We start from the raw sequence: 23597 nt of genomic DNA on the forward strand, positions 1-23597 counted from the left end.
AGCTAGCGACATGGTAGGCAGGTGCCGGGTGAAATGCCGGGGCGGCGTGATCTGGCATTAGCCGGCCAGGACGGGAAGTGGAGGCGTGGAGTGGGTGTCACGGCCGATGTCGTGGTCGTCGGCGCGGGCTTGAGCGGCCTCGAAGTCGCCCGCCTGCTGGCCGCCGACGGTCTCCGGGACGTCCTGGTGCTGGACTCGGGAGGGGTGGGCACCGGATTCGGGCCGGCCACCCCAGCAGTGCGGTGGCACAGTTCACTGCCGCCGCACTACCAGGTTGTGCGGCGTTCCGACCAGGTCGGCGGGCGGTCGCTGCGCTGGCACGGCGTGGTCATCCGGATGGACGACTGGGCGCTGGCCGATCTGTGCTGGCCAGAGCGCATTCGGGCGGCGCTACTCGAGTCGCTGTACGACGACGTCGAGCGCGATCTCATCGCCTGGGCTGGCGGCCCGCTGGCGCCGGCGCCGCCTGCTCGGCCGCCCGATCCAGTCTCGGCGGCGCTGGGCACGCTGCTTCGCCCGGTCCCGCAGGCGGTGCGGTCCGAGGGTGGCGTTCGGCGCGCATACACCCCGTTCGACCGCTGCGCTGGCGGGCGGGGGCCGCAGATCCGTGCCCGCTGTGAGGCGGTGGAGCTGGTGTCTGGTCGGGGGCGGGTCCGCGGGGTTCGGGTACGGCGTGCCGACGGCGCGGAGGAGGTGATCTCCGCCGGCGGGGTCGTGCTGGCCGCCGGGACGCTGGAGAACACCAGATTGGTGGCCCAACTTCCCGAGCTGGCCGGTCACGGCCCGGTGATCGGGCTCAATGATCACCTCGTGCGCGGTTTCGTGGTCCGGTTGCCGGCTGCGGCGCTCGGGGTATCCGGCTCGCTAGACGCCCTGTGGTACGCACCCGGTGATGCGACTGCCCGCTGCAACGTCTTCGTCCGCCTCAGGGACGCGCCCGACAGCCACCCGGAAGAGGTCCTGCTCGACGTGTGGGCGATGGGGGAGCAGGTGCGATCCGCGCACACCCGGGTGTCGTTCACGCCCATGGCCGGATCGCCGTGGCCGGGCCTGATCGAGCCCGGTTTCGCGCCGGACGACCTTGACGTGCTGGCCGCGCAGCGCGACCTGCTCGGTCGTGTGTGGACGAACGTCGCGGCGGGCGTCGGCCTCCGCGCTCCGGAGCTGCGGTTCGGCGATTTCCGCACCGCCCCCGAACCGTTCGACACGGCGATGATGCAGGTGACCGGACTGCCGGTCGGGGCACCGGCGACCTATGGGTGGCCACTGGGGTCCGTCGATCACGAGGCGGGGACGCTGCCGCTCGGCGGTGATCTCGTCGACGAGCACGGGCGGCTGCGCGCCGTGGACGGCGCCTACGTGGTCGGCCCGGCGTCCTTCCCTCGTTCCGGGGCGGCCAACCCCTCGCTCACCACGCTCGCTCTGGCCCACTGGACCGCGACCGGGCTGACGTCGACGTCCTGACCATGCGCCGGCACGCTGCAGGCCAGCCGGCGGTCAGTCAGCGGCTCACAGCTCGTCTGCGTGTGTGGCGACCTTGTGGAAGGCCGCCACAATCGCCTCTAGGCCGGCGGGCTCGGACAGTAGGGCGCGGTGGGGCAACAGGATCAGGTTCTCGTAGAGCGCCTCGGCCGCAGGGAAGCGTTGCTGCGCCGCCTCGCGCAGTCGGTCATGCAGCCACCGGTAGCGTTCCTTGGTCTGCGGGCAGTACAGGATGTTGTCGTGCAGCGGCCGATCCGAGCGGTACACGCGCAGGCCGAGTTCGGCCGCCAGCGCGGCGCACACCCGATCGGTCGGCGCGTCCGCGAAGGCGCCGGGGTCGCGGCGCACGGTGTAGGCGAAGATGCTTGGCAGCTCCAGCTGGGCTGGCCGGGCCATGGGCCGCACGCCCGGCACCCCGGCGAGTTCGCTGTCGAGCAGCTCGGCCGCCCGGGCCCGCTGCCGCAACTGCTGGGGCAACCGTTCGAGCTGGTCGAGCAGCAGCGCCGCAGGCAGCTCGGCCAGGCAGTGGTTGGTGCCCATCACCTCGCCCGCCTCGACCAGGTAGGGATAGCCGATGTCCGGCTCGGCGGCGGGATAACGCCGGGCATCCGCCCGTAATTGTTGGAGCCGGTCGTAGAGCGCCGGATCCTTGGTGACGACGGCGCCGCCCTCACCGCAGGTGAGCACCTTTCCCTGCTGCATGCTGAAAGCCCCCACCGCGCCCAGCGAGCCGGCCGGCCGGCCTCCCCAGCGGGCGCCGTGCGCCTGCGCGCAGTCCTCGACTACTGGCAGCCCGTGCGCGGCCGCCAGGGCGCCGATCGCGTCCATATCGGCCATTCGACAGTGCAGGTGCACGACGGTGACCGCGCGGGTTCGCTCGGTCACCGCGGCCGACAGGGCCCGGGGATCCATACATCCGGTTTGCGGGTCGACATCGACGAACACCGGGACCGCGTTGACATTGAGCACCGCCGTCGCCGTGGCCACCCAGGTCAGCACCGGGACAATCACCTCGTCCCCGGCTCCCACCCCGAGCGCCTCCAATGCGATCATCAGACTGCTCGAACCGTGGTCGGTGCTCACGCAATACGGCACCTCGACGAATTCGGCGAACCTACGGGCGAACACCTGCTCGTAGGGCTGCGCGCCGGTCCAGCCGCTGCTGACCGTCCACCGGCCGCTGCCCAGCGCGGCGACGACCCGTTCGGATGTGCGCGCGTCATGCTGCGGCCACGCCGGCCAACCGTCTTGCCACAGCGGCGAGCCCCCGGCGATCGCGAGCGTGGCCATTCACGTTCTCCTCGTCTTGGCGGGCACCGCTGGGTTACCCAATGCACCGAGCCAGTCCCGGCGTACTTAACGCGAGATTACGTTCCCGGGACGTCTTGAGTGCCTGACGAAAACGGGCTTGCCGCCGTGCGGGCCCTAATGACAGCTGCGGTCGAGTCCTCCGACGAGAATCGGTCCTTTCATACGACTTCACCGACACAAAACTGTGGCGGTGCACCCATGATCCAGCGGGCGGTAGGTGGCCGACCATCCGCCCCCACGAACCGTCTCTGACGATCATGTGTTGCCTAAGGGGAAGGAATTTTCGTCGCACGATTCCTCGCATTGCGCATTTACCGCCCAGGGCTGGGCATGGGCATGTTCGGCATCGGGGACATGCTCGGCATCGATGGCATTGGCGACATCGACGGCATGCCAGGCGTATTCGGCATGTTTCCCATCGGCATCTTCATGCCGTCCATCATTTTCTTCATGTCCTCTCTCATGGCGGCACAACACGGCATGTCTCCATTCATGGAGCCACAACAGTTAGGGTGCGCGAACAGAAGGTATAGACCCGCGACGATCACGAAGATGCCGACCGCGATGCCGGTAATGGCAACGGCTGGGTAGAGCCAGCGAGTCCACCGGGGGTGGTGGCGGCCGGAGGGGTGGGGGGTTGTGTCGGTCATTGCTTCCCTACCTTTCTGGGTGTTCCAGGCCGAACCGTACACACTCTTGTTTTCGGTGTGTGGGCAATCAAGGTCGGGGGTCGGCGCATCGAGCTTGGCGAGGTGGATTCCGCGCTGGTGAATCTGCTCGGCGTCAGCGCCGCAGCTGCCGCCGTGCGGCGCACGCCCGGCGCCGGCGAGCTTGCTGGTCGGCTACATCGTGAGCATCGATCCATCGTTCGATGTGGCGGCCGCACGGACGGCGCTGGAGCAAACGCTGCCCGCGGCGCTGGTGCCGCGGCTGGTGCTCGTTGAGCAGTTGCCCGCCCGCATGTCGGGCAAAGTGAACCAGGACGCGCTGCCGTGGCCGGTTGGCGAAATGGCGAATGAATCGCCAAACCTCGGGGACACGATGGGCTGGCTGGCCGGGCCGTGGCGCCAGGTATTGGGCGCTGCCATCGACGGGCCGGACGCCGATTTCTTCGCGCTGGGTGGCGAATCGCTGTCGGCGGCTCAGCTGGTGGAAGCGCTGCGCCACCGCTATCCGCAGATGACGATAGCCGAGCTCCACGACCATCCCCGGCTGTCGTCGTTGGCCCGTTTTATCGATGAGTTCGATCCGCCGGTCCGCGTCGCGCCGCACGCGGTGCGCCCGACGCCCGTGGTGGACACAGGCCGCGCAGGTGCTGCTGTCGCTACCGCTGCCGACCCTGACGGCATGCAGTGGGGTGAGGTGGCTGGCGCTGGCAACACTGTCGCCGGCCCGCTGCGGCTGCTGTCATGGCCGGTGACGGTCGACGGGTGGTGGATCATCGCCGGATTTCTGTTGTTCATCACCCCGGCGGGGCGCATAGCCATCGCGGTCTTCGGAGCGCGGCTGCTGCTATCACGCTTGCAGCAGGGCACCTACCGGCGCGGGGGCTCCGAGCACCTGCGGGTCGCTGCAGCTGAAAGCGCTGCGGTCCCTCGTCGAGACCTGCCAGCTGATCCCGTTGATGGTGATGATTGCCATCGGCGTCGCCGTCGTGGACGCATTGCGTTGGCTGGCAAGCGAATTCGGCTACGGCTGGGCTGCTCTGGGCAGCGGTGTCGTGCTGCTGGCGGCCGGCGCGATCGCCGGCGCTGCCACGATACTGGCGAAATGGTTGTCGGTCGGCCGCATCCGGGTGACCGAGCGGCCGCTGTGGTCGTCGTTCGTGTGGCGCAACGAGGTGTCTGAAGCCTTCGTGCAGACGGTGGCGGCCCCTGGTTCGCGCGGGGGCCCGCGGCACGCCGGTGTTGAACCTGTGGTTGCGCGCGCTGGGCAGCGGCGCCAGCGTCAACCGCGGCTGCGTGGTTCAGACGCATTTGTTCCACGACCGGATCATGCGCACCGGCACGGTGGTCCTGGAATCCGGAGCTACGCCGGGCCCGCATAGTGTGGCGCTGCCGACGGCCCGGCCGGGTACCGGCGCCACCGTCGGACCGGCGTCGCTGGTGATGCGCGGCGAGCACGTGCCGTCGTCGACCTGCTGGCAGGGAAATCCCATCGCGCCGTGGGTGTTCCGCAAGAAACGCCTGGGCCGGGCGGTCGGCGGCCAACCGAGAACATCGCCGCGTGAGGAATCCTGCCGAGGCGGCCGGAAAAGTGCGCGCGCTGGCGCCGCCATGATCGACCCGGAGCTGAGTCGCGCTACGAACTTCCACATGGAATACAACGTCGCAAGCAACCGGCTGTCGGGTGGGGCCACGATCACCGCGGTCACCGGCACATGCCTTTCGGCAGCGCACCTTCGAGAGCTGTCAGGGTGGGTTCAAGCACCGGTAGATCCGGCAGGTGGCTCGCGGACGAGCCGGGGTCCTTCAACCCGGTCGACGTCGACAACACCACCACGCTCTCATCAGGATCGATCCACTTCCGCTCGGCAAGTTGTTGAGCTGCGAGCACCGCCAACACGGACGCCCCTTCTGCGTAAATGCCTTCGGTCGAGGCCAATTCGAGTTGCATGCGGGCGATCGCGTCATTGCTTGGTTCGGCGATTGCCGTCCCGTTGGTGGCTTTTATGGCGTCCAATCCCTGATAGGTGGCCCTTCGCGTCGCCACGGAAAACGCCATTGACGGCTGAGTGGCAACCGTTGGCTGCTCTCCTTCTTCGCAATGGAGCCCGCCGACGTAGGCGCCGAACGGGTCGACCGCGACCAACCTGGGCATGCGGCTGATAAGACCCAAACCGACGAGGTCGGAAAATCCCCGGCGAAGACCGGCCAACCCGTCACCGTGGGCGGTTGGCACCACGACAACGTCGGGCGTTTCGCCGAGTTGGCGCCACAGCTCGAAGGCGATCGTCTTGTACCCCTGAATGCCAAACGGATTGGAGCCGATCTGGGGAGTTACAAGCCCGGATACCGGCATCCAGCCGAACGCCTCGACCGCCGCCCGCAGCACCGACCACCGGTCCGGGCCGTTGTCGTAAGCGACGACGCAGGCGCCGTAGGCCTGCATCAGAATCCTGATCTCGCGCGGCACTGAAGACACGGTGAGCACCACGCAGCCAAGCCCCGCGGCGGCGGCGTAGGCGGCGACCGCTGCGCCGTGGTTGCCGGTCGAGGAGACGACGACGGTTGAAGCTCCAAAGGCCGCCGCCTTCGTGACGGCGACCGCTGCGAGCCTGTCCTTGTATGACCATGTCGGATTGCGCGCCTCGTCTTTGAGCATGAGTCTGCGCAAGCCCAGTCGTGTCCCCATCCGACGCAACGAAACCAGAGGCGTCCCACCTTCGCCCAGGCTCACCGGGACGTCGTCGGGCGCCAACGGCAGCAATCCGCGAAAGCCGAAAATGCCCGGCTGGGACGCCTGCCACGGCAAGGGACCCGGCGCCAACGCGTATGCAGGGGCCAGATTGACTCCGATGCCGTGGCGGGCGCAGGCCGGGCATCCCAACGATGCTTGGTCTTCTGTTGCTTGCACTTCGCACCGGGGACAACGGAGAAACCCAAGATAGCGTGCGTTCATAGTGTTACGACGGCGAATTCCCGATCGAGCATGGTTAGAGGTCTGACCCATCTTCGGTGACCACCCCAGGCATTTTCCGGTCGACCACCGCGGTGGATTCGGTGAAAGTGCGGTGATCCGGGCTTACGTGGCATGTACTTCCCGATCGAGGCAACCATGACACGTAACTGTACGACTGGGCTTGACCCCGTTTGGTGGACATAGGGTCAGGCGGCCTGTGCCGTCTGAGTGAATGTGTTTTCGTATTCGACCGGGCTGATCATGCCGATAGCCGAATGTCGTCTGCGCCGGTTGTAGACCCGCTCGATCCAGTCGCCGACAACGAGCTTAGCCGCCGCCCGGTTGGGCACAAGTACCGGTCATAGAACTCGACTTTCAATGTGGCCCATAATGATTCGGATGCAGCGTTATCCCAACACACCCCGGTACGGCCGACCGAGCGGGCCACGTTGTGTGCCGGTCAGCGAAGCGTGCGAGCTGCGCGCAGGTGTACCAAGAGCCGAGGTCGGCATGCTCGCCGCGCATTGCCACCGCCATCGCGACCGCGGACTCCACGAGATCGGTACGCACGTGGTCCCAGATAGGTGTAGGGGTCGGACCGGGGCGCGGTGTCGGCATTTCTACCGATCCGTTTCCCCGGCCCGCCCTCCGAACCCGCCGAGCGAATTTCTCCGCAACGGGCTCTCCACGGATTCAGGCCACTGGTGCAGTGATGTCCGTCGGCCTCGCTGTCCAAGGGGTGATGATTTTCGTGCCCCGGTAGCGGTATCGGGTGACCTCTACCTTCTGCGGCCGAAACATCGCCGTCTTGCCTTCGCGGATTTGCCAATTGGGCAGGAACCGTCGATGGAAGACGCCCCACGCCAGCCCGTGGTGCCGTTTGCGCATCCAAGTCACCACCCGCCACCATGTGAAGTGGTCGAGGTAGTCGAAGGTGCGTTTGGACACCCCGTGCTGGAAGTAATTGCACCATCCCCGCAGGACGGGGTTGAGTTGGCGCAGCAGATCAGCGAGCGTTCGATGTTTGTGTCGCCGCGTCAGATTCCTGACTTTGTCGGTGATGGACATAAGTGCCTTCTTCGACGGCCAGGTGTAGACGTAGTGCTTGGTCGTGCCCCTTTTGATCTGCCGTTGGATGCGGAAGCCGAGGAACTCGAACCCCTCGTCGACGTGGCAGATCCTGCTCTTCTCGACCGACAGGCGCAGGCCCATCGGCGCGAGCACTGCTGCGATCTCGTCCCAAAGCGCTTCGGCATCAGCGCGAGTGCCGTGGACCATGACACAGAAATCGTCTGCGTAGCGGACGATTTTCATGGTCGGAACTCCGGCGCGTCGATGCTTGGCACGTGTCCATTCCGGGCCGAGCGCCTTCCACTTCGCGGCGAAGTGCTCGTCGAGAACGGACAGGGCGACATTGCTGAGCAGTGGTGAGAGGATTCCGCCTTGCGGAGTGCCGGTGATGGTGTCCCGGTAGCCGAGATCTTTCGAGAGAATCCCGGCTTTGAGGAACGACTTCACCAGGGCCAGAACGCGTTTGTCCCCGACACGTCGCCGCACCCGGCCCATAAGGGCCGAATGCGAGATTTCATCGAAGCACGCCGTGATGTCTCCCTCGAAAACCCAGTGATAGGCCCGTGAGCCGCTGGCGAGGTGATGGATCTCAGCGATGGCGTCCTGGGCTCGCCTGCCCGGCCGGAACCCATATGCGCACGGATGAAAGTCCGCCTCGAAAATGGGCTCCAGCACCAGCTTCAGCGAAGCTTGCACGACCCGGTCGGCGACGGTCGCGATACCCAGGCGGCGGAGCTTGCCGTTCGCCTTCGGGATCATCACCTCCCGCACCGGATCCGGCCGGAATATCCGCTCCTTGAGTTCCTCGCGGAGCCGCTGAAGCAGTCCGACCGCCTCTGCCGCACCGACAGACCGCGGTGCGGTCCCATCGGCACCGGCTGAGCGCGCACCCTTGTTCGTCCGCACCCGCTCCCACGCGAGGGTGAGGAATGCGGGGTCATAAACGAGGTTGTACAAATCATCGAAACAGCGGTCGCTTTCATCAACCGCCCAATGGTGCAGTTTGCGTTGCATCCTGCGTACCCGCAGCTCGGCCGTGTCCGGGTCGGGCCACAAAGCACTCGTATTCACAAGTGACCTCCACAGTCTGCGTACTCGCCGCGAACCCGCTGGAGCCCTTTGCCATGCGACCGGCTTTCCCGGCCTCGGACTACTACGGCTCCTCCGCCCCACCACACCGGCATCAGCCGACGACTGCCTACCCCTCCAGCCCGGCTGGCTGCCGGATCTGACCGGGGACCGGCGCGGTGGTTCCCGTGTTCACTGTCAACCGTTTGACGGGTGAGGTGTCCAGCTATGCCCCTGCGACCTCGTCACGGCTACGCCGCAGTCCTTCACCGTGACCTCCCGAACCGGCGACATCAACCGGCCCACGAGTTCCCCGCCCTCAGGGCGGGTGCGCGTCGCTGCCCAGCCCGCATCCGCCAGGTTGGAGCTGGTGGTCTTCTCTTAAGAGGCGTTCAGCCGCTGGTTCCTCGCGTACACCTTCCCGTCTCGCTAGCCGGACCCGACCCGTCTGGCAGTACCAGGCCGTCCCGGCGTTGTCGGGGCTGCTTCCCACCCTCACCAAAGTCTCTTTAGATCAGGCTGCCCCCAGCTTCTACCGGGCCACTGCGATGGCTCGGCGACGGTGGTCTCTCACCTCCGTTCGGTTGAACAGCGCCTCACGGCGCTCGATGTCTGAGGTCCACACCCGGTCCAGCTCCCCAGTGTCGAACCGGCGTCCCACCAGGTCCCTGGGAACCGGGGCATCCAGATCAACCACGGTTGTGGCCGGCGCAAAGGTACGCGGGCTGATCCCGACCAGGTGCTGGCGGCGCAGTGACGCCGCCACCGTCTTACGCGACTCACCGTCCTCCCGCAGATCGGCCAGGATCCGGGGCGCCCACCCGGTAGGCCTCTACCGGTTCTGTTCGGAGACAAAGAAGGCCGCGGCCCTTTTCAAAAATGCACGGTCCAAACGTAATTCAGCGTTTTCCCGCTCTGCGCGCTCATCAGCATCCAAAACCGCGTCAGTATCGCCAGCTGCGGCCGCCTCTCGTGCGAGGCGCACCCAACGACCCAACACCTGTTCGCCGACACCGATCTCGGCGGCAACATGCGCCACCGGTCGGCCGGTCTCGATCACCAGGCGGGCAGCCTGCTCCCGGAACTCCGGGGTGTGCTTCTTACGTTGCCCGACATACGGACAACCTTCCCGCAGGACCAGCAGTCCCACCAGTTAGGTGTCCACCTTCAGGGGTCAACACCACCCCCGAACCACTCACCCAAAGCGGGTGATACACCTACACGCTGCGGTCACCTTATTTTCATGTCAGAAGGCGGCCTCGTATTCCTCGGGCGAAACCTAGTCGAGCTTGCTGTAACGCCGGTGTTGAACCAATCGACCCACTCCATCGTCGCGTTGATGCCGAACTGGTTGATCATCAACATCCGGCTCGGCGGATCAAAGCTGCGGGACTGGCCGATGAAGCCCATCAACGCTTTCCGGCGGCCGGGTCGATGACGACGGGGCAGCGGGTCCAGGACTGCACGACGCGTTCGGTGGGGTGCCTGATGACCGCCGGTTCGCGCGGCGCCTCGACGTCGAGCAGAGCGTGCTCGCGGCAGTAATCATCGTTATAAATGGTGTCGAAGTAGCGTTGCGGCCCGTCCGGGAATACCGCGGCGATGGTGGTATCGCGCGGGTGTGTTCGGACGGCCCAGCCCGCGACAAGTGCGACCGCGCCCACACTCCAGCCGCCGCTGACGTATTGGGTCGAAGCCAGGGTACGACATGCCCATACCGCCTCTGCAGGGGCAACCCAGTGTGCTTCGTTGAAGGCTGGATAGTCCACGTTGCCGGGATAAATGCTTGACCCGAGGCCGCGCATCAGTCGGGGGGCGGCTGGTTGCCCGAAGATGGTGGAGCCGATGGTATCCACGCCGATCAGCTTCAGGTCAGGGTTGTATTCGCGCAGCACCCGCGCCACCCCCGCCGAATGTCCACCGGTTCCCACCGAGCACACCAGTACGTCAATATTTCCAAGTTGGGAAATCAACTCTAAGGCCAGCGGTCGGTAAGCGTCCACGTTGTCGGGGTTGTTGTACTGGTCGGGATACCAGGTATGCGGATCTTCGGCCAACAGCTCGGCGACCCTGTCCTTGCGCGCCTGCTGCCACCCACCGACCGGATCAGGCTCGGCGACCAGATCGAGGTGGGCGCCGTAGGCAGTGAGCATGCGCTCGATGATCGGCTCCATGCCGGGATCGGTGACCACGGTGACCGGATGCCCGTACACGGTCCCGGCCAGCGCCAAACCCAAGCCCATGGTGCCGCTGGTGGATTCGACGATTCGCGCACCGGGCAGCAGGTCTCCGCGCGCCCGAGCTTGTTCCACCATGTGCACCGCGGGGCGGTCCTTCATACCACCGGGATTAAGTCCCTCGAGCTTGGCCCAGAAGCCGCGGTCCGGTTCACTGAACGGCGCGGACACCCGCAACACCGGCGTGGTGCCGACAATCGTGTTCGCCCGTCCCTGCGTGCCCAACGCAACGGGCTGAGATGCTATAGGTCGGTTGTTCTCAGGAGATAAGGCAGAATTCATGTGATCGTCGCTTCTGCGTGAAAGCCGCGGCACAGCGCGGCAGCCGACAATGACAGCAGTCACCAACCGTGATGGCAGCAGAGCCACCGGTCTGACGATGACCGGTCAGCGACGAGTGATGCACAACCGGGACAAAATCTGTTTGCCCGTCAACGAAGCCGCGAGCCGACCGGCCGACGGCCGCATCATTGGCGACAGCATGGCCGGCAGCCACCCGACAATGGCGATGCCCGCCATGGCGATGAAATCGGAACCGGCCCGCGGCGCGATTTGCGGTAAGACCGCGGCAGCAGACATGTCCGACGAACAGATGGATTCATGCTGAACATGGTCGTGACTGGCGAGCGCGAAAACACGATCCGCAGATGCCGATACCGAGCGATGTGAATGGACCGGGGAGACTTCACAGCAGGGCAGCGCGACTCTGGCGCCCAAGACGAGTAGCACCGCCGCGACGAACACCAGAACGGTGGACCTCAGGCGAAAACTCGTCGGGGTGCCGCTGAAACTTACAATGACCCGACTGTAACAGCACCGCGACGCAAAAAAGCGGAACCGCGCACCTGACCTGTGCACTACGAACCAGCAACTTACAAAGTCCTACTTGTTGCGAAAGAACGCACGGCTTGACGGAGTGGTTTGAACCGACTTCGGCCGCGTCGGTCGGGGCGTCATCGAGGCGAGCGCTGAGAGTGCGCGCCGCCAAGCATCCTTGCGCAGGGGGCGCAAGTCGATAAGCGCGACCAGGATATTGGATCCTTTATGGCCGAGGCTCAGCGGCAACCGCACGTGCCCGTCGGGTCCCTAATGATCAGCGCGGCGATGACCCTAACCGCGATCAGCAAAGTCAGCGTAGGATTCCGCGGGCGCGGCGCGCCGGCGCGATGATGTGGTGATAAGGGTGGCGAGATCACCGCGCATCACTGATACCAACCTTCCCTCAGAGTATTGCGCGAGTCATTCTCACCGGTGAGGAGAAACCGGAGCCGCAGCGGTCAGGGCGGTGAGAGCCCGCGCGGCAGAAGCAGGCTCAGTAAGAATTCGGTCATGACAATCCGAGGACACCGACAGGTTCCCGGTCGAAGGGGACGATCGCCGCGACACCAGCGCAGAACGCGCGAAGATTCCCTCGACATCGCTCAAGCGCCGGAAAACTGATACAGCATGATCGCGGCAGGCATGATGGACGGATGGAAACAGTGCCGCAGACTTCAGTGACCGGCGCAGGCCATCGGGCATTGGTGGTCGACAACGAAGTTTCGCTGGCGGGAGTGGTCGCCAGTTATCTCGAGCATGAGCAGTTCGAAGTGTGTATCGCTCACGACGGGTCCGATGCGCTCACTTTGGCCCGTGCGTTTCACCCTGATGTCGTTGTCCTTGATCTGGGCTTGCCGGGGATGGACGGCATTGAAACCTGCCGCCAGCTGCGCACCTTCTCCGATGCCTATGTTGTGATGTTGACTGCCCGCGGCACCGAGGCGGACACGCTGATCGGATTGTCGGTCGGCGCCGACGACTATGTGACCAAGCCCTTCAGGCCCCGCGAACTCGTCGCCCGCATCCTCGCGATGCTGCGCCGACCGCGCACTATGCAGCCAGGGAGCGGGGACGTCGGCACCGAGGCCACAGCCGACTAGCAGGCGGTCATTTCGGTGCGTCGCCTTCGTGCACTTCTTGCCTGGACGCAACTTGACTCCTGTGGAATGGCGAAAGGCCTAGACTGCGACCCAGAAGGGCAGTCGACCGAGTCACCTCTCACATCACGACAAAGGGTTTGCCCCGCGTAGACCTTGGGGAGGAAAGATCACCTCGTCCAGACCGGCTCGGCAAGGTCCTTCGCACACAGTCGAGCGAACACGGCGACGAGCAATTGGGCCGCGATCGATTATCGCCCGTGACCGGCGTCGAATATTGGATGGGAATTGGCCAATGAGTGACAACACCACACCGGGTGCGAAGCCGCGCCGGTTCTTGCGTCGGCCCGGCATCGGGTTGCGCCTGCTGCTGGCCCAGACACTAGTGCTCGCCGCCGGTGCAGCCGCCACCTGGGCAATTGCCGCCGTCGTCGGACCGCCGCTTTTCCATAAGCACATGCATGGGAAGGTGCCCGTCAACTCTTTCCTGGAAATACATGCCGACCATGCCTACAGATCGGCCACCGCCGTGGCCGTCGGCGGCGCCCTTGCCATTTCCGCGTTGATGGCGCTGGCGGTCAGTTGGTATGTCAGCCGTCGGCTGCAACGGTCGGTCACCGAGGTCGCCGCCGCTGCGACCGAGGTCGCCCGCGGCCGATACGACATCCGGATTTCGCCTACCCGCCTCGACGAGGATTTCGACACCCTCGTTGACTCGTTCAACCAGATGGCGGCGCGGCTACAGACCGTCGACGCTACTCGGCGCCAGTTGTTCGGCGACCTGGCCCACGAGATCCGCACCCCCGCCTCGGTGCTGGATGCCTATATGGACGCGCTCGAAGATGGGGTGCGGTCGCTGACCCCGCAGACCACCGCGATGCTGCGCGACCAGACCCGCCGGCTAGTGCGGTTCTCCGAGGACACTGCTGCACTCGCCCAAGCCGAAGAGAGTGCCTTCTCGATGGCCTTTAGCTGGATCGACGTGCGCGAGCTGATCGATGCTGCCGTGACGGCCGCGCAGGAACGCTATCGAAGCAAACATGTCGATCTGGTCGTCACGTTACCTGCGAACCTGCCCCCGCTGCGGGGGGACTCGCAACGGCTATCTCAGGTTCTAGGCAACCTGCTTGACAACGCGCTGCGCCACACGCCGCCGGGAGGACGCGTCGAAGTCCGCGCGGCTGCGGAGGGCGGTGAGTTTACGCTCTCGGTCGTCGACAGCGGTGAGGGCATCCCCGCCGAACACCTACCCCATGTGTTCGAACGGTTCTATCGAGCCGATCTCACCCACGACCGGGGCTACGGCGGAGGCGGAATCGGACTAGCCATCGTCAAGGCGCTGGTCGAGGCCCACAACGGATGCGTCGCCGCGGCCAGCGACGGCGTCGGCAAAGGCGCCGCGTTCACCGTCACCCTGCCGCTGGCTGCATCGGGTGCCGAGCGCACCCTTAAAACCGTGGTATCCGCGGGCGAAAGAGCCAGCTCTACTTAGTGTCGACGTCGATCCCGACTGGGGTGGGGCACCCGGGCGAGCAGCCGGTGGCGTCATCGCTGGCCTCCGATCAGGCTGCGGGACCGTTGGGGTTTGCCGGTGCTGTGCGCAAGAACACCGTCGAGGCGGTGGGGCCGCGCACATATGTGTACTCCCGCGCCGGGAGCCTTGCCTGGCTGTGTGCGACGATGATGGCCACTCGATGCCGTCACCGCGATGCGCCGGCCCGCCAAAACCTGGCGCAGGATCGTCCGAGGCCTATGCCAAGCGTCGGTTTTCCCTCGAAGTCGCTTGGGTACCCATTACGTATGTTTTCACTGGTGAAGCCAAGGCGTTTTGCTTTGGCGACGGCCGTCATGGCCGCTGGTTTGGGACTGGCCAGCGCCACCCCCGCAGCCGGTGCCCAAGCCCAGCTCGGACCCTTGCCGGCTTACCCCTGCTATGGGTATTGGAACCCTGGCTGCGACGACCCCGGACCCGGCCACGGTGACTATGGCCACGGTGACGATGGCCACGGAGGCTATGACCACGGAGGTCCAGGGGGACATGGTGGTGGTGGCGGCCACGACGGCGGCGGCGGCGGACATGGTGGCGGCGGACACTAACGCCGCAGTCACTGTGTGAGGTTCCGAACGCCTAGTGCGGCGTAGACTCCGCCGGAAAGCGCCATGCTGCGCGAATCGGCTCTGACATCTTCCGGAGCCGGTGTATTAGGCCGACGCGGATTCGTATGAGTCAGCCGGGTCGCCGTGGGCCGGATGTCCGCGGCGTTGAGGCACAGTTGAATTGTCTGCGTGGCCCAGACCTCAACGGGCGCGGGCTCTATGGTGCCGGCTTGGCAGCTTCACCTTGGCGAGCTTGTTGTAGAGGGTCGCAGCTCCTAGCACCGACATGTGCCCGGTGGTGGATCGGGGTGCTGTGCGAATAGTCGCAAGCGGAAGATGGCCGTTGGTTGCCGACTGGTCAGCAAGCCGACGGTCCTAGTCTGAGAGCGCGGCTACATCAGCGATCTGGGGAGCATTTCCCAGACGGCACCGGCTGCGATTCCGAGCCCCAGACTCAGGGCCGCCGCCACAACTGCGGTGCGTGCGGACCATTTCTCCGCCGTGACGACGCTGTCCCTCATCCCTTCGGCGGGCCGCTGGAACGACGGGATGATCCAGCGCAGATAGTAGAAGAGACTAATCAGGGAGTTGACAAAGACAACCACGGCGAGCCATGCCTGGCTACCGTCCCACGCCGCCGTCGCCGTGGTGAGCTTGCCGATGAAGACCGCCGTCGGCGGAGTTCCGACCAGGCCGAGCAGCGCGACCACCAGCGCACCGGCCAGCCAGGGCCGAACGTAAGCCAGACCCCGGTAGGAGTCGAGCTGGCGTCGGTCCGGCAGCGCCGTGCTCACCGCGAATGCCGCGCTGTTGGTGAGCGTGTAGCCGGCGAGATAGAACAGCAGCGAGGGGAGCGCGAGCCCGGTGCGTCCGGCGACGGCGATCGGAACCAGCAGGTAGCCGACCTGGCTGATCGTCGACCAGCCCAGCAGTCGCCGCGGATCGTGTTGCCAGTACGCGGCGAGGTTGCCCAGCGTCATGCTGGCGACGGCGATCACGGCGACCAGCAACGGCCAGGCCGTCTTTCCGGGCAGCACATCGACCAGGCGGTAGAGCGCGAGCAGCGCCCCGACCTTCGGCACGGTGGTCAAGAACATGGCGGCGGTCCCGTTTGCCCCTTCTGCCGCATCGGGAATCCAGAAATGCGCGGGCACACCGCCGGCTTCGAACATCAGGCCCGCGACGACACCGAGCAGTCCCGCGGCGATGGCACCTGCTGGTGCGCTGCCAAGACCGGCCGCCAGGCCGACGTAGCGCGTGGTGCCGGAAGCCCCGTAGAGCACGGTCACGCCGAGCATCAGGACGATCCCGAATAGTGCGCCGATCAGGTAGGCCTTCATCGTCGCCTCGGCGCCCTTCGCGGAGCGCACCAGCCCGATCAGCCCATAGAGCGGAATGCCGGCCAGCAGATATCCGGTTATCAGCACGAGCAGATCTTCGGCTCCGGCCAGGACCAGAACTCCGGCGGTGCAAAACAGCAGCAGTGCGTACGTTTCGCTTTCGCGGACCGAGCCGGCGATCTCACCGGCGGCCACCGCGAGCACCAACAGCGTCCCGACCATGACCACGATCCGCGCCACGCCGGTGGCGGTGTCGGCGGCGAAGGTGCCGTCAAAAGCGGTCCGATCTGGACCGGTCATCCCGACCGCAGCGATGGCGATGGCACCGCACAGCGCGGCGACGGCGACACCCCGGGTCCACCACTGCTGGCGCCGGGCCAGAAACGATCCGCTGATCAGCACCACCAGCCCGCCGCCGAACACCAGCATCTCGGGCAGCATGAGCAATGGCCGCATCCCGGTCTCCACGGCCGGCTACCGGCCCACGAGTCCGACGAGGGCGTGAGCGGCCGGCTCGATCAGGTCGAGCAACGGCCGTGGCAACACGCCTATAACGACTGATAAAGCGAGAAGCATTCCGACAGAACATGTTTCGGAATAACGGAGGTCGGCAAATCCCACCGAGTGTCCGCGCGTCTCGCCCGTGAAGATGCGCTGCAGCGCGAGCAGAAACAGCGCCGCGGTGACCAGAATGCCGGGCAGCGCGACGACGGTGATCGGTGCGGCGGCGATACTGCCGGTGAAGATCTGGAATTCGGCGATGAAGCCGGAGAAGCCCGGCAAGCCCAGGGAGGCGAATGCGCCGACGGCGAAGAGCCAAGCCAGTTTCGGGGCCGGCCCGGCGAGCCCTCCGAAGGTGTTCATGTCGTAGCTTTCCGAACGCTCGTAGAAAACCCCGGCGAGCAGAAACAGCGCACCGGTGATCAAACCGTGGCTGACCATCTGGGTGACGGCGCCCGTGATTGCAACCCCGCGAGCCTGTGCGGTGTCACCCGCGATCAGCCCGGCCGCACCGACGGCGAGCACGATGTAGCCCATATGGTTGACCGAGGTGTAGGCGACCATCCGCTTGAAGTCGTTTTGGGCCAACGCCACCAGCGCGCCGTAGAGCACCGACACCACGCCGACAACGATGATCACCCACGCCCACGCGCGCCAGGCCTGCGGCAGCATCGGCATTGCTATCCGCACGAACCCGTAGGCGCCCATCTTCAGCAGCACCCCGGCGAGCACCGCCGAGCCGACCGCGGGAGCATCGGTGTGGGCCGGCGGCAGCCAGGTGTGGAACGGGACGGTGGGAGTTTTGACTGCCAGTCCTAGCAGGATCGCCGCGAGAACCAAGCCGCCGGCGACGGGGCTGCCGCCCAGGGGTGTGCTGGCGGCCAGGGTCACCATGTCGAACGTGTGCGGCTCGGCCGCGATATACAGGCCGATGAAACCGACGAGCAGCGCCAGCGAACCCAGGAAGGTGTAGAGGAAAAACTTCAGCGCCGACCGGCCGGCGTCGCCGTGACCCCAGCCGGCGATCACGAAATACATTGCCACGATGGACAAGTCGAAGAAAACGAAGAACAGGATCAGGTCGGCGGACACGAACAGACCCAGGCTCACCGTCTGCAGGAACAAAAACAGCGCGGCCAGCGGTTTAGGCCGGTCGCGGCCGCGCAGGCTGTAGAGGGCACAGGCCAGAAAGATCACCGCCGTCATGACGACCAGCGGCAACGATAGCCCGTCGACCCCTAGGTGGTAGCTGCTGTTGACCCCGGGTATCCATCGAGCCTTCTCCTCGAACGCCAATGCACCGGGCCGGGGCGTCCGATAGAGCGCCCACACCACCGCAGTCAGCGCCACATCGGCGGCTGTGACCGCAACCCAAATCCAGTTTGCCGCAGCACCGCCAAGCCGCGGCAGCGCCAGCAACACCAGGGCCGCCGCTAGCGGCAGGAAAACGATCACACTGAGCACGCTCACCTCGCTACGACCAGGACCACGACACCGAATGCCAGCACCACCACGGCAGCGAGGTAGTACTGGTGCAGCTGGCCGGTTTGCGGTCGGCGCGCCAATTCACCGAGCCGGCGCATCCAACCCGCGACCGCTTCCACCGCACCGTCGACCGCGCGAATGTCCGTGTGCGCCACACGGTGTGCTGCCCGTAGCGAGTGCGTTGCGGTTGCCTCCACGGCCCGGTCGAGCACCCGGTCGTCGAATCGCGCCAGGATACGCGCGAGGCCGAAGGTGGGCCGGACGACGAGGAGGTTTGCGGCCCGCTCCAGGCCGAGCCAGCCGCCTGCCCATCGGGGCTCGGGTACCCACCAGCGCGCCACCGCCGCGACGACGATGACCGCTAGCGCCGCCGAGGCCAGCAGCTCGAGCGCCGTCGCGGGTGGGCTCGCGGTGCCGCGCAGCGCCCGGGTAAGAGCCGGGCCGGCCGGCGGCAACGCCAACACTCCCGCCGCCGCGGCGCCGACCGCGAGGACGACGATAGGGGCCTGCTGGAAGGCGTTGGGGCCGAAGGCATCTCGCGTGACGCCGGGGCTGTTGTCGGTAGCTTTGGTGCGCCACAGCACGATTAGGACCTTTCCGGCATAAGCCGCCGAGAGAGCCGACGCGGCCAATCCCACGGTGTAGAGGGCGGGGGAGTAGTGCAGGGCGGCGGCCAGCACCGTGTCTTTGGTCGCCCAAAGAGAGAGCGGCGCAATCCCGGCCAGAGTTAGGGCGCCGACGGTGGCCGACCAGCCCAGCAGCCGCCACCGTCGGGCAACCCCCCATAGGCCGTCGAGCTGCTTGGTGCCCAGTACCGACAACCAGGCGCCGGCCGCGAGGAACAATCCGGCCTTGGTGAAGGCGTGGGCGATCAGCTGCGCGGCGCCGCCGCCGACGGCGCCCAGCCCCGCGGCCATCACCACGAATCCGAGCTGCGCCGCGGTCGAGGCCGCCAGCAGCTGTTTGAGATCACGCTGCGCCACCGCGACCGCGCCCAACAGCAGCGCGGTCCCTCCACCCATCCACGCCGCGGCCGGCGCGGCCCACCCCGTGGCCGCGAGAAGCGGTTGCGTCCGCAGCAGCAGGTAGGCGCCCATCGCGACCATCGCGGCCGAGTGCAGTAGCGCGCTGACCGCGCTGGGACCCTCCATGGCCCGCGACAGCCAGAATGAGAACGGCAGCTGCGCGGCCTTTCCGAGGGCCGCGACCAGTACCCCGAACGCGATGACGTGCCGCCAGCCACCGCTCGCGCCGGGTAGGTCGGCGAGCGCCAGCCCCGTGCCACCGGCAAGCGCAGCCGCCGCGGCCAGATAGAGGCCGAGGTCGGCGGTGCGGGTGGTCAGGAAGGCGGTGAGCCCGGCAGACATCCGATACTCATCGCGCCACCTGAACCCGATCAGCGCATACGACGCCGCCCCCATCACCTCCCACGCCAACAGCAGTGCCGGCAACGTCGCTGCCGTCGCCGTCACGACGACGGCGGCGGCGAACAACAGCATCAACCCGTGGAAGCGGCCCGGCGCTTCCCGGATGTCTCCGGCGGCGAACACCAACACCAGCAGCGTCACCGCCGCCACCATCGGAACTACCACCGCGGCCAGCGCATCTATCCGCAACGCGAATTCCGTGCCGGCCATGAACGCCACGGCCAGTTCCGGGCGGGCGAAGCTCACGACTATCGACAGCACCAGCATGACAGCCGCTGTGGTCACCGAGATCGCCGCAGCGTACCGCTCGAACCGGCGGCCCAGCAGTAACATCGCGCCGGCCACGGCCGGCGCGAGCATCAGCAACCACAACCAAAGCTGCGCTGGTGTGCCCCCTGCCACGGTCAACCGGACAGCTCGGAGGCCATGTCGGTCATGTCGGCCCGGTGGTCGCGGTGTAGCAGCGTCGCGACGGCGAAGCCCATCGCCATCTCCACGGTCATCGCCGCGATGATCACCAGCAGCAAAACCTGGCCGGTGGGCGCCGGCGCGAGGAACCACCAAAAGCCCGCGGCGGCAAGGATGATCGCGTTGATCATCAACTCGAGACCCATCATCACCATCACCACGACCTGCTGGGAGAGCGCACCGTAGAGTCCGACGCTGAACAACGCGGCCGCCACCAGCAGCACCGTGTCGAGGGTCATCGCCCGACACCTCCCGGCTGCGGGTCGCGGGCGGGACGGTGTTTCAAGTCATCGCCGAACCGGTCGTAACGGCTCCGCTTGGCCGCCAACACAATCGCGGCCACAATGGTGGCCACCATGATTGGGCTGATAACGGCCATCGCGAGCATCTTCGGTCCCATCAGCTCCTCCCCGAGCGCCACGGTGACATCGCGTGGTGGTGCGCCGCGCCGCGATGGCCAGTCGACCAGCAGGATCCCGGTCGCCAGCAGAACGAAGGTACCCACGGCGGCGGTGAGGCCCCGGCGCCTGTCGTGCACCATGCTCATCGGCATCAGCGCCGGGTTCATGCCCATGAACATGACCATATAGACGGCCATCACCGCCATCTCCATCACCATCATCAAGATCGTCACCACGCCGATGTAGTTCTGCGCCAGCAGCAGCACCGCGACACCCACGGCGACGAACGACACCGCCAGCGCATACGTGGCGCGCGCCATCGAGGTCACCCGGAAGACCGCCGCACCGGCGAGCACGGCGATCGCCGCGCAGGTCCAGAAGACGATATCGACGAGCATGTATCAGCTCCTCCAAGTAGCGATTATGGCCACGACCAGGTCTTGCACGAGGACGGCCGGCAGCAGGACCACCCAGCCGAGCTCCATGAACTTCTCCGGCCGAAAGACAGGAACCCGTCTACGCAGCCATACCAAAACCGTCAGCAGCGCAACGGTTTTGAGCAACACCCACAACCAAGGCGGTAGCAACGGTCCGTCGCCGCCGCCGAGGAACATCGGCACGGCGAACGCGGCACCGGACGCCAGCAGCGCGTACCGCCCGGCGTGGAACACTAGCCGGTCCACACCGGAGAGTTCCGTGGTCACGCCGCCGGCGACGTCGGCGCCAAGCGCCGGCGTGAACGGGCCCCATACCGAAAAGGCTGCTACCCCAAGACAATAGACGACAAACGCGATCGGCATCCACACGGCGAACCACAATTGCTGCTGGGCCGCGGCGACCGCGCCGACACGCAGGCTCTGGGCCGCAATGGCCGGAGCGACCAGCGCGAACATGAGCGGGAGCTCATAGCCCAAGCCGTGGGCCAGGAATCGGTAGCCGCCGATCAGCGAATGCGCCGAATTCGGACCCCAACCGGCGAGCCACACCAGCGCCCACACCATCACGTCCATCGCGTTGAACCACACGACGCCCACATCGAGATCGAACAGCGTCCACCGGCCCAGCGGCACCACGGTCACCATCAACATGGCGGCGACGATCAGACCCGTAGCGCCGACCCGCCACAGCAGCGTGTCCGCCGCGACGATGGTGCGCCGACGCTGCCGCATCAGACGCGCCACCTCCCACAGCGGGGTGGCCGCTCCGCCCGTGCGGACACCGTTGCCGCGGTCGGTCAGCACACCATCGAGGGAGGCGGCATAGAGGCCGAGTGCTCCGAGCAACCCGGCGGCGCCGAGCGCCCAGACGCCTGGCACCGTCGTAACCGTCGGGTCACCCATGAGGGATGCTCTCGTTTGCGCGCGCGGTGTCGATGCCGAGACTGGCGACTACCAGGCGGGCAGTGGCCACGTCCAGGCCGCGCACCAGGGCCGGTAGCGCATCGCTTATCTTTGTCGAGTCAAGTTCAAATAGACTGGACCTTAAGGGTTCTCGCAGGAGAGTGCGCGCTAGACCGACTCGGGTGAGTAGCCGGTCGTAGGTATCGCCGGCAAGTGCCGCGGGCAGCTCATGACGGTCGAGACTTTCAGATGTCAGCGGCGCGAGGTCACGTAACGACCAGCGCAGCAACCTGGACTTGCCGAGCATCTTGTGCAGGCTGTCAAGCAGCTCCCGCGCTCGGTCGACGTCAGAGTCGCCCAACAACAGGTCCCTCGCCTGCCGCGCTACGGCCGCCGCCCGCGGCCACCCCGACAGCTCGAGCAGATCGACGACGTGGTCGCACTGTTGGGCAGCCGCCACCAATTCGGTGTGTTCCGGCGGGGCCTTATATCCGCTTTCATGGTCGTTATCGACGATCCATGCCTCGGCCTCGGCGAGGACGTCTCCCTGCAATGAGCACCGCAATACCAATCCCGCCGGCCAGTGGGGGAGGACCGGGCCGAGACGCAAGTGCAGGACATCCATCTCGAGGCCGTCGCGGTCCTCTCCGCCTTCGGCCAAAGCAATGCCGGCAGGCGCCATCTCCATGTCGCCGTGGTCCATGCCGTGATGTCCACTGTGGTCCATGTCGCCGTGGTTCATGTCGTGGTGGTCACTGTGGTCCATGTCGCCGTGGTTCATGTCGTGGTGGTCACTGTGGTCCATCGCGCTGTGGTTCATGTCGTGGTGGTCACTGTGGTCCATGTCGCCGTGGTTCATGTCGCCGTGATCCATGCCGCCATGGGCCGTTCCGCCGTGGTGACCAGTGTGGTCCGGGTCGGGCAATTGTGCGCGATCACGGGCGTCGTCTCGTTGTTGCCCGAAATCGAGCAGCTCCGCGGCTGCGCGGTCCAGCGCTGAATCGATCGACTCCTTGTCAGTAATGTCGATGCGGACTCGGGGGCCGGGCAATTGGTCCCAGATCCTGTCGACGGCTTCGCCCAACTCGGACCCGGGCATGCCGCACACCGCTAGGACGTCGGCGTCCGCCGGGGACACCGCTGCACACCACCTACGCGCAGCAAGACCGCGCTCCACCGCTGCGCGCAGAACCCAATTCCCTGGGACCTCGACGGTCAGGACGTGGGCCCGGCGGGTAGCAGCTCGGGTTAAGGCGGCGGTCATACCCATCGCAGCGCGCCCTCCCGCCACGCCCATGCGACCGCGACGAACAACGCGGCCAGGAATAGGAACATCTCGACGATAGCGGTGGTGCCCATCTGTGTGACCACGATGGCCCATGGGTACATGAACAACATCTCGACATCGAAAGCGAGAAAGATCAGTGTCGCTGGATACCAGCGCACGTGATACCGGGACAGCGCGTGCTCCTCGGGCCGCCACCCCGACTGGAAGGGAAGCGAAGTCAACGCGTCCGCCCACACCGCCGTGAGCCGATGCATCCCATATGCCGCGGCAACGCCCGCTAGGGATACCAGCAGCGTCGAGGCCACACCGGCATACATGGGCTGCGCTCCTTTCACCGGTGCGGGCCGCTGCGTCTTGTCGACGTCCCCATATGCGCAGCGCACCCGGATAATGGTCTACCACGCTTCCACGAAGCCCCGAAACCGATCGCCGCCCTGTTACTCGGCGGCCGTGTCACCATCACGGGCGACCTCACGCAGTCTGGGCGTTGGCCCCGTAATGGTTGCGCGGCGCCAATCATCTTGCGGGCTAGTTGATTTCGGCT

The 23597-nt window shown here is 66.2% G+C and carries 20 protein-coding genes and 3 pseudogenes; 6 read left to right on the forward strand and 17 right to left on the reverse strand.

Going from position 1 to position 23597, the window contains the following annotated elements; all coding sequences use genetic code 11:
• Positions 1–90: 90 nt before the first annotated feature.
• Positions 91–1464, forward strand: a complete 1374-nt coding sequence (locus AC0KS4_RS06795; protein ID WP_238957635.1) for an FAD-binding protein — start codon at positions 91–93, stop codon at positions 1462–1464.
• A gap of 45 nt (positions 1465–1509) precedes the next feature.
• On the opposite strand, the gene AC0KS4_RS06800 is transcribed toward AC0KS4_RS06795, so the two are convergent.
• Complete coding sequence (locus AC0KS4_RS06800; protein ID WP_225329674.1) at positions 1510–2772, reverse strand: DegT/DnrJ/EryC1/StrS aminotransferase family protein; 1263 nt, start codon at positions 2770–2772, stop codon at positions 1510–1512.
• A 324-nt stretch (positions 2773–3096) separates the two neighbouring features.
• Between AC0KS4_RS06800 and AC0KS4_RS06805 the strand changes: the two genes are divergently transcribed.
• Together AC0KS4_RS06805 and AC0KS4_RS06810 are read left to right on the forward strand one after the other, a co-directional pair.
• Positions 3097–3384, forward strand: a complete 288-nt coding sequence (locus AC0KS4_RS06805; protein WP_225329675.1) for a hypothetical protein — start codon at positions 3097–3099, stop codon at positions 3382–3384.
• Between the two features lie 125 nt (positions 3385–3509).
• Positions 3510–4383 (forward strand): annotated as a pseudogene (locus AC0KS4_RS06810) (phosphopantetheine-binding protein); the annotation flags it as partial.
• 376 nt (positions 4384–4759) lie between these two features.
• Here AC0KS4_RS06810 and AC0KS4_RS06815 read toward each other — a convergent pair.
• The 6 genes and pseudogenes from AC0KS4_RS06815 to AC0KS4_RS06840 form a co-directional block, all read right to left on the reverse strand.
• Entirely contained in the window at positions 4760–5167 is a 408-nt protein-coding gene (locus AC0KS4_RS06815; protein ID WP_472408503.1) for a hypothetical protein, read from the reverse strand.
• Positions 5164–6465, reverse strand: a complete 1302-nt coding sequence (locus AC0KS4_RS06820) for a threonine synthase (protein WP_308011591.1) — start codon at positions 6463–6465, stop codon at positions 5164–5166. The genes AC0KS4_RS06815 and AC0KS4_RS06820 overlap by 4 nt, the downstream gene beginning before the upstream one ends.
• Before the next feature lie 188 nt (positions 6466–6653).
• Positions 6654–6978 (reverse strand): annotated as a pseudogene (locus tag AC0KS4_RS06825) (integrase core domain-containing protein); the annotation flags it as partial.
• A 129-nt stretch (positions 6979–7107) separates the two neighbouring features.
• Positions 7108–8556 carry a group II intron reverse transcriptase/maturase gene (gene ltrA, locus AC0KS4_RS06830; protein ID WP_007168383.1) on the reverse strand — a complete coding sequence of 483 codons (1449 nt, stop codon included), beginning with the start codon at positions 8554–8556 and terminating at the stop codon, positions 7108–7110.
• A gap of 529 nt (positions 8557–9085) precedes the next feature.
• Positions 9086–9319, reverse strand: a complete 234-nt coding sequence (locus tag AC0KS4_RS06835) for a hypothetical protein (RefSeq protein ID WP_238957637.1) — start codon at positions 9317–9319, stop codon at positions 9086–9088.
• 66 nt (positions 9320–9385) lie between these two features.
• Positions 9386–9703 carry a transposase gene (locus tag AC0KS4_RS06840; protein WP_225329927.1) on the reverse strand — a complete coding sequence of 106 codons (318 nt, stop codon included), beginning with the start codon at positions 9701–9703 and terminating at the stop codon, positions 9386–9388.
• A gap of 93 nt (positions 9704–9796) precedes the next feature.
• Between AC0KS4_RS06840 and AC0KS4_RS06845 the strand changes: the two genes are divergently transcribed.
• A complete protein-coding gene (locus AC0KS4_RS06845) occupies positions 9797–9991 on the forward strand; it encodes a hypothetical protein (RefSeq protein WP_225329928.1) in 195 nt (64 codons plus the stop codon).
• Here the strand turns inward: AC0KS4_RS06845 and AC0KS4_RS06850 are convergent.
• Together AC0KS4_RS06850 and lpqS are read right to left on the reverse strand one after the other, a co-directional pair.
• A complete protein-coding gene (locus AC0KS4_RS06850; RefSeq protein WP_374109751.1) occupies positions 9963–11072 on the reverse strand; it encodes a PLP-dependent cysteine synthase family protein in 1110 nt (369 codons plus the stop codon). The two genes, AC0KS4_RS06845 and AC0KS4_RS06850, sit on opposite strands and share 29 nt — an antisense overlap.
• Before the next feature lie 105 nt (positions 11073–11177).
• A complete protein-coding gene (gene lpqS, locus AC0KS4_RS06855; RefSeq protein ID WP_472408504.1) occupies positions 11178–11648 on the reverse strand; it encodes a putative copper homeostasis (lipo)protein LpqS in 471 nt (156 codons plus the stop codon).
• Positions 11649–12262: 614 nt separating this feature from the next.
• On the opposite strand from lpqS, the pseudogene AC0KS4_RS06860 reads away from it, so the two are divergent.
• Positions 12263–12658: pseudogene (locus AC0KS4_RS06860) on the forward strand (response regulator transcription factor); the annotation flags it as partial.
• A 343-nt stretch (positions 12659–13001) separates the two neighbouring features.
• On the forward strand, positions 13002–14198 hold the full coding sequence (locus tag AC0KS4_RS06865; protein WP_225329931.1) for a sensor histidine kinase: 1197 nt from the start codon (positions 13002–13004) through the stop codon (positions 14196–14198).
• 997 nt (positions 14199–15195) lie between these two features.
• Here the strand turns inward: AC0KS4_RS06865 and AC0KS4_RS06870 are convergent.
• From AC0KS4_RS06870 to AC0KS4_RS06905, 8 genes are all read right to left on the reverse strand, one after another.
• Positions 15196–16599 (reverse strand): NADH-quinone oxidoreductase subunit N, encoded by a 1404-nt coding sequence (locus AC0KS4_RS06870; RefSeq protein WP_225329932.1) that lies wholly within the window; start codon positions 16597–16599, stop codon positions 15196–15198.
• An 18-nt stretch (positions 16600–16617) separates the two neighbouring features.
• Positions 16618–18108 (reverse strand): complex I subunit 4 family protein, encoded by a 1491-nt coding sequence (locus AC0KS4_RS06875; protein ID WP_225329943.1) that lies wholly within the window; start codon positions 18106–18108, stop codon positions 16618–16620.
• A 2-nt stretch (positions 18109–18110) separates the two neighbouring features.
• Complete coding sequence (locus tag AC0KS4_RS06880) at positions 18111–19916, reverse strand: proton-conducting transporter transmembrane domain-containing protein (protein ID WP_225329944.1); 1806 nt, start codon at positions 19914–19916, stop codon at positions 18111–18113.
• Between the two features lie 44 nt (positions 19917–19960).
• Entirely contained in the window at positions 19961–20263 is a 303-nt protein-coding gene (locus AC0KS4_RS06885) for an NADH-quinone oxidoreductase subunit NuoK (RefSeq protein WP_023870214.1), read from the reverse strand.
• Positions 20260–20823, reverse strand: a complete 564-nt coding sequence (locus tag AC0KS4_RS06890) for an NADH-quinone oxidoreductase subunit J (RefSeq protein ID WP_238957638.1) — start codon at positions 20821–20823, stop codon at positions 20260–20262. The genes AC0KS4_RS06885 and AC0KS4_RS06890 overlap by 4 nt, the downstream gene beginning before the upstream one ends.
• A gap of 3 nt (positions 20824–20826) precedes the next feature.
• Positions 20827–21765 (reverse strand): complex I subunit 1 family protein, encoded by a 939-nt coding sequence (locus AC0KS4_RS06895; protein ID WP_225329934.1) that lies wholly within the window; start codon positions 21763–21765, stop codon positions 20827–20829.
• Positions 21758–22864 carry a hypothetical protein gene (locus tag AC0KS4_RS06900; protein WP_225329947.1) on the reverse strand — a complete coding sequence of 369 codons (1107 nt, stop codon included), beginning with the start codon at positions 22862–22864 and terminating at the stop codon, positions 21758–21760. The genes AC0KS4_RS06895 and AC0KS4_RS06900 overlap by 8 nt, the downstream gene beginning before the upstream one ends.
• 161 nt (positions 22865–23025) lie before the next feature.
• A complete protein-coding gene (locus AC0KS4_RS06905; RefSeq protein ID WP_225329945.1) occupies positions 23026–23370 on the reverse strand; it encodes an NADH-quinone oxidoreductase subunit A in 345 nt (114 codons plus the stop codon).
• Positions 23371–23597 lie beyond the last annotated feature (227 nt).

It is taken from the genome of Mycobacterium sp. NTMscope_MAC_12 (genome assembly GCF_976985675.1).

What these genes read in the sequence shown, in the direction of transcription:
- AC0KS4_RS06800 (WP_225329674.1), bottom strand. Translation starts at nt 2,772, where the DNA reads ATGGCCACGCTCGCGATCGCCGGGGGCTCGCCGCTGTGGCAAGACGGT.
- AC0KS4_RS06820 (WP_308011591.1), bottom strand. Translation starts at nt 6,465, where the DNA reads ATGGGTCAGACCTCTAACCATGCTCGATCGGGAATTCGCCGTCGTAAC.
- AC0KS4_RS06845 (WP_225329928.1), top strand. Translation starts at nt 9,797, where the DNA reads ATGTCAGAAGGCGGCCTCGTATTCCTCGGGCGAAACCTAGTCGAGCTT.
- AC0KS4_RS06850 (WP_374109751.1), bottom strand. Translation starts at nt 11,072, where the DNA reads ATGAATTCTGCCTTATCTCCTGAGAACAACCGACCTATAGCATCTCAG.
- AC0KS4_RS06865 (WP_225329931.1), top strand. Translation starts at nt 13,002, where the DNA reads ATGAGTGACAACACCACACCGGGTGCGAAGCCGCGCCGGTTCTTGCGT.
- AC0KS4_RS06870 (WP_225329932.1), bottom strand. Translation starts at nt 16,599, where the DNA reads ATGCGGCCATTGCTCATGCTGCCCGAGATGCTGGTGTTCGGCGGCGGG.
- AC0KS4_RS06880 (WP_225329944.1), bottom strand. Translation starts at nt 19,916, where the DNA reads ATGCTCGCGCCGGCCGTGGCCGGCGCGATGTTACTGCTGGGCCGCCGG.
- AC0KS4_RS06885 (WP_023870214.1), bottom strand. Translation starts at nt 20,263, where the DNA reads ATGACCCTCGACACGGTGCTGCTGGTGGCGGCCGCGTTGTTCAGCGTC.
- AC0KS4_RS06890 (WP_238957638.1), bottom strand. Translation starts at nt 20,823, where the DNA reads ATGCTCGTCGATATCGTCTTCTGGACCTGCGCGGCGATCGCCGTGCTC.
- AC0KS4_RS06895 (WP_225329934.1), bottom strand. Translation starts at nt 21,765, where the DNA reads ATGGGTGACCCGACGGTTACGACGGTGCCAGGCGTCTGGGCGCTCGGC.
- AC0KS4_RS06900 (WP_225329947.1), bottom strand. Translation starts at nt 22,864, where the DNA reads ATGCCCGGGTCCGAGTTGGGCGAAGCCGTCGACAGGATCTGGGACCAA.
- AC0KS4_RS06905 (WP_225329945.1), bottom strand. Translation starts at nt 23,370, where the DNA reads ATGTATGCCGGTGTGGCCTCGACGCTGCTGGTATCCCTAGCGGGCGTT.